General features: G+C 64.4%; 11 protein-coding genes. 3 read left to right on the top strand and 8 right to left on the bottom strand.

Annotated features, from left to right (window positions below):
• On the bottom strand, nt 1-317 hold a 317-nt coding region (locus tag AC1DY5_RS28045), incomplete at its 3' end, for an SDR family NAD(P)-dependent oxidoreductase (RefSeq protein ID WP_478116713.1).
• A 134-nt stretch (nt 318-451) separates the two neighbouring features.
• On the opposite strand from AC1DY5_RS28045, the gene AC1DY5_RS28040 reads away from it, so the two are divergent.
• Nucleotides 452-1,138, top strand: a complete 687-nt coding sequence (locus tag AC1DY5_RS28040; protein ID WP_478116711.1) for a GntR family transcriptional regulator — start codon at nt 452-454, stop codon at nt 1,136-1,138.
• A 53-nt stretch (nt 1,139-1,191) separates the two neighbouring features.
• Here the strand turns inward: AC1DY5_RS28040 and AC1DY5_RS28035 are convergent, their stop codons facing one another.
• Nucleotides 1,192-2,070, bottom strand: a complete 879-nt coding sequence (locus AC1DY5_RS28035; RefSeq protein ID WP_478116709.1) for a LysR family transcriptional regulator — start codon at nt 2,068-2,070, stop codon at nt 1,192-1,194.
• A gap of 118 nt (nt 2,071-2,188) precedes the next feature.
• On the opposite strand from AC1DY5_RS28035, the gene AC1DY5_RS28030 reads away from it, so the two are divergent.
• Together AC1DY5_RS28030 and AC1DY5_RS28025 are read left to right on the top strand one after the other, a co-directional pair.
• On the top strand, nt 2,189-3,598 hold the full coding sequence (locus tag AC1DY5_RS28030) for a CoA transferase (RefSeq protein WP_478116708.1): 1,410 nt from the start codon (nt 2,189-2,191) through the stop codon (nt 3,596-3,598).
• Nucleotides 3,599-3,641: 43 nt separating this feature from the next.
• A complete protein-coding gene (locus AC1DY5_RS28025) occupies nt 3,642-4,622 on the top strand; it encodes a Bug family tripartite tricarboxylate transporter substrate binding protein (protein WP_478116706.1) in 981 nt (326 codons plus the stop codon).
• A gap of 28 nt (nt 4,623-4,650) precedes the next feature.
• On the opposite strand, the gene AC1DY5_RS28020 is transcribed toward AC1DY5_RS28025, so the two are convergent.
• The 6 genes from AC1DY5_RS28020 to AC1DY5_RS27995 all read right to left on the bottom strand — a co-directional run.
• Nucleotides 4,651-5,607, bottom strand: a complete 957-nt coding sequence (locus AC1DY5_RS28020) for a sugar-binding transcriptional regulator (RefSeq protein WP_478116704.1) — start codon at nt 5,605-5,607, stop codon at nt 4,651-4,653.
• Between the two features lie 24 nt (nt 5,608-5,631).
• Nucleotides 5,632-6,390, bottom strand: a complete 759-nt coding sequence (locus AC1DY5_RS28015) for an SDR family oxidoreductase (RefSeq protein ID WP_478116702.1) — start codon at nt 6,388-6,390, stop codon at nt 5,632-5,634.
• A 14-nt stretch (nt 6,391-6,404) separates the two neighbouring features.
• A complete protein-coding gene (locus tag AC1DY5_RS28010) occupies nt 6,405-7,412 on the bottom strand; it encodes a substrate-binding domain-containing protein (protein WP_478116700.1) in 1,008 nt (335 codons plus the stop codon).
• A gap of 48 nt (nt 7,413-7,460) precedes the next feature.
• The gene (locus tag AC1DY5_RS28005) at nt 7,461-8,441 is read right to left on the bottom strand and encodes an ABC transporter permease (protein ID WP_478116699.1); all 981 of its coding nucleotides are present in this window, start codon (nt 8,439-8,441) and stop codon (nt 7,461-7,463) included.
• 36 nt (nt 8,442-8,477) lie between these two features.
• Nucleotides 8,478-9,962, bottom strand: coding sequence for a sugar ABC transporter ATP-binding protein (locus tag AC1DY5_RS28000; RefSeq protein WP_478116698.1), 1,485 nt, complete (start codon nt 9,960-9,962; stop codon nt 8,478-8,480).
• 33 nt (nt 9,963-9,995) lie between these two features.
• On the bottom strand, nt 9,996-10,302 hold a 307-nt coding region (locus AC1DY5_RS27995), incomplete at its 5' end, for an RpiB/LacA/LacB family sugar-phosphate isomerase (protein ID WP_478116696.1).

Here is a 10,302-nt window from a genome sequence, read left to right as displayed (position 1 = left end):
GGAAGAATCAGGATTCCGGCCACGCAAACCAGCACGGACACCGCACYGAGCGTCGACTCGACATCCTCGAACAACGCCTCTACAGCAGCCTCGTCGGCGACATCGACGACGCGGCTCGCGTGCGGTGCGYCCAGGCTGCCGGCGACTCGATCGGCATTGGCGCGGTCGATATCGGCCACCACCACCCGCATGCCCTCGGCCGCCAACTGGCGCGCGATGGCCTCGCCGATGCCGCGTCCGCCACCCGTCACCAGCGCCCACCGGCCTTTGCCCGAACTGTCCGTCATGCCTTTTCCAATCTTCATGATCGCGCTCAAGATGCGCACTGGCACCGAGTATGTATACATGATGGCCTTGATACATGGGGATTTACCCGAGTAAACCCAATTTCAGCCGAACATGTATACTTGACTCGTGGCGGACACGAGCTGCTCGAACGGGAGACAAGTCGTTGGAAACACTGTCGCAACAGGTCACGGACACACTACGCAACTGGGTGCTGCATGGCCGCTTCAAGGCCGGCGAGCGCATCGAGGAGATCCCGACCGCGCTGGAAATGGGGGTCTCGAGGACCCCTGTGCGCGCCGCGCTCGCGGCGCTTGCGAACGAAGGGCTGATCGATCACCAGCCCAAGCGCGGCTACCTGGTGCGCGAGTTCGAACTGGAGACCATCGTGGCGGCGTACGAAGTGCGCGCCGCCCTCGAGGGCCTGGCCTGCAAGCGGGCGGCCGAACGCGGCCTCAGCGAGACGCAGGCGCAGACGCTGCGGGACTGCCTGTCCGATGGAGACTGGATCCTGTCAAAGGGCGTGCTGTTGCCCGAGGACCATGAGCCCTACCAGAAGATCAATGTGACGCTGCACAACACCTTGTTGGAAGCCTCGTGCAATCCGTGGCTCGGCCGATTCGCGGAACAGGCGCACAACATCCCCTATGCGTCGGACCGCCTGGTTCTGTGGGACGTCGACCACGCCGTGATCCTGCGCTCGCACGGCGATCACCACCGCATCGTCGAGGCGGTGCTCGCCGGGGACTGCACGCGCGCCGAGCAGCTGATGCGCGAGCACGTGTACTACGCCGGCATCATCTTCAAGCAGAACTTCGAGCGCTTGTTGAAGGGGACGTCCGGGCGTGCCTGATCCTGAGCTTCCCGACAGCCACGAACGCGAAGCTCAATGAACGCCGTCGACACTCAGGGATGTCCGAAAGCCGAAACGACGGCCAGGAACGACTGAAGCGTCGGGTTGTTGTCGGACTGCCGCCAGACCAGCGAGGCTTCCAACCCGATCTTTCCGGCAGGTGACGCCAGTTCCTTGTAGACGACATCGCCATGCGTCAGTACCTTCAGGTTCGATGGCACCAAGCCAACCGCGACGCCTGATGCAACGACGCCGATAGCGCTTGCAATCTCGAGGACCTCGTAGGCCACGAATGGATGGAAGCCGGCATCGATGCAGGCTGTCATGACTTTCATGTACATCGAGGGTACGCGCTTGCGCGAGAACAGGACGAAGCGATCGGATGCGAGATCCGAGAGGTCGACGATCCTGGCGCCGGCGAGACGATGCCTCGCCGGCAACGCGACAACGAAGCGATCGACCTGCAACGGCTGCGTGGCCAGCCCGTCGGCCTCGGGCAAGGGCAGCCGCACGACACCCACATCGAGCCGACGCATCAGCAACGCTTCAATTTGATCCTTGGTGCGAAGTTCATGAAGTTCCAGCCGCACATCCGGACAACGCGCTTCGAATTTGCTGACCAGCCGCGGCAGCACGTCGTAAGCCAGCGAGCCGATGAAGCCCAAAGCGAGCTGCCCGGAAGCGGCCGCGGTCGCAATTCGAGCCTTGGCTATGGCGCGCTCCTCTTGTCGCATGAGGGAGTGCGCTTCCTCCAGGAAAGCCCTTCCGCCCGCCGTGAGGCTGACGCTGCGATTGCTGCGAACGAAGAGCTGCACTTCGAGGATCTCCTCGAGATGCCGAATGGCCTGGCTCAACGGCGACTGCGCCATGTTCAGCCGCTCGGCGGCCTTGCGGAAGTTGAGCTCTTCCGCCACGGCGATGAACTGACGCAACAGGCGGCTGCTTAGCATAAGACAAAAATCATCTCAATCGATGACATTTATTGTATTGGACAGCTCATAGGGTGCTGCCCAGAATTCAGCACTTCTAAAACAGAGACACACCAAGAAAATGCAACCCTCCGACTTCGCAGTCCACGCGCAAGCCGCACTCACGGGCCTGCTCGGCACGGTCGACGCGCAGGAGTTCCTGCTCGGTTCGGACATCACCTTTTCCGGCATCACGCCGCGCTTCGCCACACCGCATCGCATCGTTGCGGCGCAGGCGGCCGCGATCGGCGCGGTGGCCGCCGGCATCTCGCAACGCTGGCAGATCGCGCACGGCGAGCGCCAGCACGTCACGATTGACGCGCTGCAAGCAGCTTGCAGCCTGCATCCCGCGCAGTTCCAGCGCCAATCCGGCCACCCGTTGCCCGCCCTCTCGCTGGCACGCGAGCTCAAGGCCGATTTCTATCGTACCGCCGACGACCGCTGGTTCTTCCCGATCGGCTCATACGCACATCTGCGCGACGGCGTGCTGGCGCTGCTCGACTGCTCCAACACGCCGGAGGCGCTCAGCAAGGCCATCGGACGCTGGAAGGCGGCGGAACTGGAGGATGCCTTTCACAATCACGGCTTGCCGGGCGTGTTCGCGCGAAGCCGGGAAGAGTGGGCCCTCCACCCCCAAGGACGCCACCTGCTGGCGACGCCGGTCATCACGGTCGAGAAGATCGGTGACAGCAAGCCCGAAGCGGCGCGACCGCAACGGCGCCCGCTCGACGACCTGCGCGTGCTCGACATTGCGCACGTCATCGCCGGTCCAGTGGTTGCGCGGACCCTGGCCGAGCACGGCGCCGACGTGCTGCGCGTGTCTTCACCGTCGCAGCCCGATCCCTTGCCGCAGATCCTCGACACAGGCATCGGCAAGCGCTGCGCCTTCATCGATCTGCGGCAGGACCGCGACGCCGCGCGCGTCCGCGACCTGGCCGCAGGTGCAGACGTGTTCGTCCAGTCTTGGCGGCCCGGAAGCCTGGACAAGCTGGGTCTTGGAGCAGCGGACGTCGCGCGGGTGCGGCCCGGCATCGTCTACGTTTCCGTCAGCGCGTTCGGATCCGACGGACCGTGGGCGACGCGCAAGGGCTTTGAGCAGCTGGGGCAGACAGCCAGCGGCATCGCCGTCTCCGAAGGAGGCGCAGGCAAGCCTCGAATCGTGCCCACCTATCTGCTCAACGACTACATGGCCGCGTACCTTGGCGCAGCGGGTGCGCTGGTTGCGCTGGCACGCCGCGCCAGGGAAGGCGGCAGCTGGCACGTGAAGGTGTCGCTCACACGAACGTCCATGTGGGTACAAAGCCTCGGGCAGCAGCCCGTGCCGACGGAGGTACAGACGCTGGACGACTTGAAGCCCGTTCTCCACGGCCGGCTATCGTCCTTCGGGCAACTCGAACAACTCGGCCCGGTCGCGCAGTTCTCGCGCACGCCGGCCTACTGGACGCTGCCGCCATCGCCCCTCGGAAGCGCAGCGCCCGCATGGGCCAGTTGACCGCAGCCATTCTTCCCTTGAAGACCTCCATCCAAAGAACATCATGAGACAACCCTCGCATCCCTTCGCGGTACTCACCGCGGCCGTGGTCCTCCTGCTCGCAGGCACTTGCGCCCAAGCGCAAAGCTACCCCTCCAAACCGATCAGGGTCGTGATCGCGTTCCCGCCCGGCGGACCGACCGATGCGATCGGCCGCGTGATCTTCACGGCGCTGGCCAAACGGGTCGGCCAACCGATGGTGATCGACAACCGTCCCGGCGCCGGTGGCACCGTCGCCGCGGACCTGGTCGCCAAGTCGCCTGCAGACGGCTATACGCTCCTCTACGCAAGTTCGACCATCGCGACCGCTCCGGCGCTCTACAAACGCGCCGACATGGAGCCAGTCAAATTCCTCGCACCTGTAGCCTGCACAGTGTCGGTTCCGTTCGCGCTGCTGGTCTCGCCCACGTTGCCCGCAGCGACCATCACCGAGTTCGTTCAATTGTTGAAACGCGAACCCGGCAAGCTCTTCCAGGGCTCGTCCGGCAACGGGAGTCCGGATCACCTAACGGGCGTGTTGTTCGGCAAGGATCTGGGGCTGCAGTTCACGCATGTGCCCTACAAGGGCAATGCGGCCGCGCTGACGGATCTCGCCGGCGGCAACATCAGCTTCATGTTCGCCGGCGCCCTGCAGTCGGCATTGCCGCTGGTCAAAGACGGCCGTATGCGCGCGCTGGCCGTGTCTTCCCCCAAACGGTCGCCGCTGCTGCCCGACACGCCGACGATCGGCGAGAGYGTGATCAAGGGCTTCGACACCGGCACGTGGCAGGCGTTGGTTGCGCCCGTCGGCACACCACCCGCCGTGATTCAACTGCTCAACGCCAAGATGAACGAAGTACTCTCGGATCCCAAGGTCAAGGAAAGCCTGCAGCAGCAGGGCGGCGAGTCCATCGCCGGCACGCCTGCCGAATGCGCGGGCTTCATTCAGCGCGAATACCTGCGGTGGACCAACGTGATCCGAACGAACAACGTCCAGGTCGATTGAGCGCGCAATCCGTGCGGCGCCTTCAGCCTCATCGCGAGGCGTTGATCGCCTCATCGAGCTGAAGAACAGCAGCGGCGTTGCCTGCCGTCGTGGCCAAGGTGTCGATCGCACCCGTGCGCAAGGCACCCACGATGGCCGTCACCTTGCTGGATTCTGCAGCGACGGCGATCACGTTCGGAATGCGCTGCAGATCGCTGCGGGTCAGGCCAATGACTCGCCCCTGCATCGGCGTCATCGCCGGCTCGCCGTGAATGTCGATGAAGTCGTAGCCCATCATGTCACCCACGGTCCCGGCGCGCTTGGCTTCAGAAATCTCCTGCGGCGTGAACCATCCCATGCGCACCATGTTGCTGTCAACGCTCACGTCGCCGACGCCGATCAGTGCGATGTCGGCACGACGGGCCTTGTCCAGGGTGTGGCGCACGGTATCGTTCTCGAGCAGCGCCTTGCGGATCAGCGGATCATCGACCAGGGCGGGTGCGTAGAGGGACTCGGACTCCCCTCCGAAACGCGCGGCGAGGCGGCGCGCGATATGGTCCGCATTCATGGCCTCCCCGCCTCGATAGGAGCCCCCAATGGCGCTGACGAAGTTGCATTGCCGGCGGGTCGCCGACATCGAATGCTCGGACACCGAGCTCACGTTGCGTCCCATTCCCACCGCGACGACGCTGCCATCCAGCAAGATGCGGTCGAGTTCGCTCGCCACCAGGCCCGCCAGCAGTTCGCGCTGCTTGTCCGCGTCCTTGTGATCAAGCGCCACCAGCGCCCGCTGAATCCCGAAGCGATCGATCAGCTGCTTCTCGAGATCGGCTGCAAAGGTGGGGTGCGGCCGGACGCGAATCTCGACCACGCCTTGCTCCTGCGCCCGGCGCAGCAAGCGGCCCACGGTCGCCCGGGAGATGCCGAAATGCTTCGACAAGTCCTCCTGGGTGCGTCCGTCGATGTAGTACAGGGTCGCCAGCTTTGCCAGATCGCTTTCGGTCATGGAATCATGAGGATAGGGTGTCGTTCATTGAATTGTGTAGCCCCCGTCGATGATCAGGTTCTCGCCGGTAATCATGCCAGCATGTGCGCTGACCAGATACAGGATCGCCGCCGCGATCTCGGCCGGCTGCGCGAAACGTCCGATCGGGATCTTCTTCTTCATCGCCTCGCCGACCTCGCCGGCCCACGCCTTCTTGCCGAGTTCGGTTTCGACGACGGTCGGAGAGACCGCATTCACGGTAATCCCCAGCGGCGCCCACTCGACGGCAAGCACCTGCGTCATCGAGACCATCGCCGCCTTGCTCGCGCAGTAAGCGACGTGGCGCTCCAGCGCGATCACGCTGGCCTGCGAGGCGAGGTTGACGATGCGGCCACCGCCCTGCTTCCTCATCTGCGCAGCCACGGCCTGGGCGAGGAAGAACGGCGCCTTCAGGTTGATCGCCATGGTCTTGTCCCAGTCGGCCTCCTTGACCGCATCGGCCCGATCGAGCAGCGCCACGCCGGCATTGTTGACCAATATGTCGATACGCGCGAAGCGATTCACGGCGCTGGCCACGGCAGCCTCGAGCTGGGGGAGGTCGGCCACGTTGCAGGCGATCCCGAGATGCTGGCCCGGCAGCCGCTGCGCCACCGTGGCGACCTGATCGCTCAGGTCGAGCAGCACCAGGCTGGCGCCCTTGGCGGCGAAAAGCTCGGCAACCGCGAGACCGATGCCCGACGCGCCGCCGGTCACCAGCGCAACTTGTCCGGAGAGGTCAAACGCCTGATCGAAACCAAGAGACATGGCAACTCCCCCTCTTACTTGCTGCGCTTGGCCAGCAGTGCGTCGGCGTTCTGCATCGTGATCGGCGTCCACGGCACGCTGTACTGCTTGGCCGTGCCGTCGCCCCAGTTCAGGCCTTCGCCAGCGTATTCGGTCCACAGCGCGGCGCGCGGCTTGTAGCTCGGGCCTTCGATCTGTCGCAGCAGCACGTCGAGTCCGCCTTGCGCTTGGCCTTGCGCATCTTGAAGAATACTCACCATATCACCGGTCTTCACCGCCTTGATTGCATCGGTCACGCCGTCAATGCCCGCGACCGGGATGGATTTTGGCGCCAGGCCCTTGGCCTTGATCGCCTCGATGGCACCGAGCGCCATCTCGTCGTTCTGGCCAATAACGCCGTTGATCTTGCCGGGATGTGCCGTCAGCCAGTTCTCCATCAGCGACAAGGCCTCGGCACGCGACCAGTTGGCCGTCTTCATTTCCAGCACCTTCACATCCTTGTACTTGGCGAGTGCGACCTGGTTGCCCTTGCGGCGCTCGATCTGTGCGGACTGCCCGATCGGGCCCTCGATGACCACCACGTTGCCCTTGCTGCCGATCGCCTTGATCACAGCGTCGGCTTCCATTTCACCAGCCACCGCATCGTCAGACCCGACATACCCGGCGAGCTTGTTGCTGTTGACGCGGGTGTTGGACCCGACCACAGGGATCTTGGCCGCCGAGGCCTTCTCGACTGCCTCGGCGCCGGCCTGGATATCGATCGGCACGAAGAGAATGCCGTCGTACTTCTGCGTGACCATCGTGTCGAACTGGTTGTTCTGCGTCAGCGCATCGTACTTGCCGTCGAAGATCGTCAGCTTGACAGTGCCATCCTTGACGGCTGGGTGGTCTTTCAGCGCATTCACCCAAAGCTGCATGAATTCGCCTTTGAGGCCATAGACGGCGGCACCGATCTTGTAGGTCTTTTGTTGAGCCGCCGCGAACTGCGGGGCGGCAAGAGYGGCCACCGCGACGGTCAGGACGGCAAGTTTGAGGAATCGCATGGAGATGTCTCCTTGGTTTGGAACAGTGATGGAGGAATGGACCGCAGGTCAAGCCTGCTTCTTGCGCGAGACATCGAGCAGCACTGCCGCAACGATGATTGCACCCTTGATGACCTGCTGGTAGTACGACGAAACGCCCAGCAGATCGAGACCGTTGTTGATCACGCCGATGATCAGCGCACCGATCAGCGTGCCAGTCAGCGAGCCGACGCCCCCGCTCAGCGAGGTGCCGCCGATCACTACCGCGGCAATCGCGTCGAGTTCGTAGGCCACGCCCGCCTGCGGAAGTGCCGAGGTGGTGCGCGCCGCCAGAATCAGGCCGGCCAGCGCCGATAGCACACCCGAGATCACGTAGACGAGGAAGATCACGCGGACGGTGTTGATGCCGCTGGTCTTCGCGCTCTTCTCGTTGCCGCCGACCGCATACACGGCGCGGCCGAAGGTCGTGTACTTCAAGATGAACCAGAACACCAGGAAAGTCGCGGCGAGGATGATCACTGGGACGGGAATGCCCGCCAGCATGCCCTGCCCGATGTAGCGAAACCCGGGCGACAGCGCCGCAATCGGCATGCCGTCGTTGTAGATGAAGGTCAGGCCGCGCGCCACGCTGAGCATGCCGAGCGTGACGACAAAGGGAGCCACGGACAGCCCGGCGATCAGCCCGCCGTTGACGGCGCCAAGGACCGCACCTACCGCCAGGCCGGCGAGGATCCCAACCATCGCGGGGTGGGCGGTCTCGCCGGTGACCAGGCTGGCCGCGACGATGCCCGAGACGGCGAGCAGCGAGCCGACCGAGAGGTCGATCCCCTTGGTCAGGATGACGTAAGTCATGCCAATCGCAAGAATCCCATTGATCGACGTCTGACGCAGGATGTTGACCCAGTTTCCCCAGCTCAGGAAGTTCTCGTTGGCCACGCTGAGCGCGACGCAGAGGACAAGGAAGGCGAGGACGATGCCGTAGTCGGCAAGCAGATGGCGCCAGCGCAGCTGGGTGGCGGGCGCGGCGACGGTGGTGGGAGCGGCGTTCATGGCGTGGGTCCGGTCGAGGATGAAGAAAGTCTCGCGTCAGGATGCGAGGTGCAGGAGTTCCTCCTGCGTGGCGGAGTGGCCGTCGATCACGTCAGAGACGCGGCCCTTGCGGAAGATGGCGATGCGGTCGCTGACGTCCAGCACCTCGGGCGCCTCGGACGACACCACGATCACCGCATTGCCCTGCTCGGCGAATGACGCCAGGAACGCGTACACCTCGCGTTTGGCGCCTTCGTCGATGCCGCGCGTCGGCTCGTCGCACAGCAGGCATACCGGATTGGTGGCCATGCAGCGCGCCAGCACAACCTTCTGCTGGTTGCCACCACTCAACCCGGACACCGCCATGGCCGTGCTGGCCAGCTTGATCCGCATGCGTTGGACCATTTCGCTGACGAGCGAGCGTTCAGCCGCCCGGTCGACCACCGAGGCGCGCTGCAGCGCGGGCAACGCGGCCAAGCTGGTGTTGAAACTGACCGACGAGCTGAGCACCAGGCCGGAGGCCTTGCGATCCTCCGTGACGAGCGACAGCCCGGCCTTGATGGATGCAGCCGGATTTCCCTTGGGCAACAGCTGGCCGCGAAGACTGGCCTCGCCGGTATCGGGGCGCGTCAGCCCGTAGAGGCAATTGAGAAATTCACTGCGCCCCGACCCCATCAGGCCGTAGATGCCGAGGACTTCTCCTGGCGCCACATCGAGACTGATGTCGTCGAATTCGCCCTTTCGCGACAGATGCTTCACCGAGACCAGGGCATCGCCGGTCGGCGCAGGCTTGCGCTTCTTGTCGGCGATGCGCACTTCCTGCCCGACGATCAGCTTGACGAGTTGGCGCCGGTCGATGTCGGCCAGCTTGCCGGCCTGGACGAAGCCGCCGTCACGGAATACGGTGTAGCTGTCGGCGATCGTGAAGATCTCGGAGAGGCGGTGCGAGACATACAGAATGCCTGCGCCCTGCGCGGTCACGCTGCGGATCGCATCGAACAGGATGTCGGTCTCGCTTTCCCCGATGGCCGACGTCGGTTCGTCCATGATGATGATGTCGCTGTCGCGGCTGAAGGCCTTGGCGATCTCGACCAGCTGAGTCTGCGCGAGGCTCAGGCGTCCCATCGGGACGCGCGCATCGATATCGAAGCCCAGCTTGCGCAACAACGCGTTCGCCTGCGCGAACAACGCGGGGTAGTTGATCACCACGCCGGCACGTTTGGGCTCGCGCCCGAGGTAGATGTTCTCGGCCACCGTCATGCCCGGAATCGGCGACAACTCCTGGGTGATGATCGAGATGCGATGCGCGATGGCCTCCTGCGGTGATGCGAAATCCACCGGCTGCCCCTTCACCGCCACCTCGCCGGCATCGCGCCGCAAGATGCCCATGACGATGTTCAGGAACGTGGATTTGCCTGCACCGTTGCCGCCGCACAGCGCGTGAACGCTGCCGGCATGCAGTTCGAGGCAACCATTGCGCAGGGCCGGCACACCGCCGAAGCTCTTCGCGACGCCTTTGGCGGACAGCAAGGGAGTGTTCATGGCAGGTGCTCGCATCAGAAGGCCGCTGTGACTTCAGGCATCCGTGTCGCGAGCCGGCGAGGCCTGCAAACGCTCGTACTCGGTGATCGCATCGACCTTCAAGGCCGACTTGCCGCCGTCGAAATTGGAGCCGATGAAGGAATCGACGATCGCCTTGGCCAGTTCGGGGCCGATCACGCGTGAACCCAGCGTGACGATCTGGGCGTTGTTGCTGCGGCTGGCCCGCTCGGCCGAATAGGTGTCGTGAGCCTGTGCCGCCCGGATCCCCGCCACCTTGTTGGCCGAGATCGCCATGCCGATGCCGGTTCCGCACAACAGTACCCCGCGTTCGTGCCGCCCC

The organism is Variovorax sp. P4_D9, assembly GCF_056401695.1.
The sequence above is the reverse complement of the archived record's forward strand: the minus strand, read 5'-3'. Positions and strand labels throughout refer to the sequence as shown.

Excerpts from the sequence above, each read along its gene's own strand:
- AC1DY5_RS28030 (WP_478116708.1), top strand. The coding sequence starts at position 2,189 with ATGCAACCCTCCGACTTCGCAGTCCACGCGCAAGCCGCACTCACGGGC.
- AC1DY5_RS28020 (WP_478116704.1), bottom strand. The coding sequence starts at position 5,607 with ATGACCGAAAGCGATCTGGCAAAGCTGGCGACCCTGTACTACATCGAC.
- AC1DY5_RS28015 (WP_478116702.1), bottom strand. The coding sequence starts at position 6,390 with ATGTCTCTTGGTTTCGATCAGGCGTTTGACCTCTCCGGACAAGTTGCG.
- AC1DY5_RS28005 (WP_478116699.1), bottom strand. The coding sequence starts at position 8,441 with ATGAACGCCGCTCCCACCACCGTCGCCGCGCCCGCCACCCAGCTGCGC.
- AC1DY5_RS28000 (WP_478116698.1), bottom strand. The coding sequence starts at position 9,962 with ATGAACACTCCCTTGCTGTCCGCCAAAGGCGTCGCGAAGAGCTTCGGC.